The following is a 254-nucleotide window of genomic DNA, read 5'->3' as shown; positions in this document are numbered from 1 at the left end:
AACACGGAAGTTAAGCTCTTTAGCGCCAATGGTAGTTGGGACTTTGTCCCTGTGAGAGTAGGACGTTGCCAGGCAATGAATAAGACCCCTTTTTATGCTCTTGTAAAAGAGTCTAGGGGTTTTTTATTTGGCTCATTTGTAAAAAACTTATACACACATTTAATGTTGTGTATGATATTTGGAGGATTAGCTCAGCTGGGAGAGCACCTGCCTTACAAGCAGGGGGTCGGCGGTTCGATCCCGTCATCCTCCAC

At 44.9% G+C, this 254-nt stretch carries 1 tRNA gene; it reads left to right on the top strand.

Features of this window, described 5'->3' with window-relative positions:
- Positions 1-180: 180 nt before the first annotated feature.
- Positions 181-253: transfer RNA gene (locus tag SB717_RS37730), tRNA-Val, on the top strand.
- Position 254: the final 1 nt, after the last annotated feature.

The sequence above is a fragment of the Priestia sp. SIMBA_032 genome, from assembly GCF_046535215.1.
GTDB lineage: Bacteria > Bacillota > Bacilli > Bacillales > Bacillaceae_H > Priestia > Priestia aryabhattai.
Note: the sequence above shows the minus strand (reverse complement) of the source record. Positions and strands in the feature narration are given on the sequence as shown.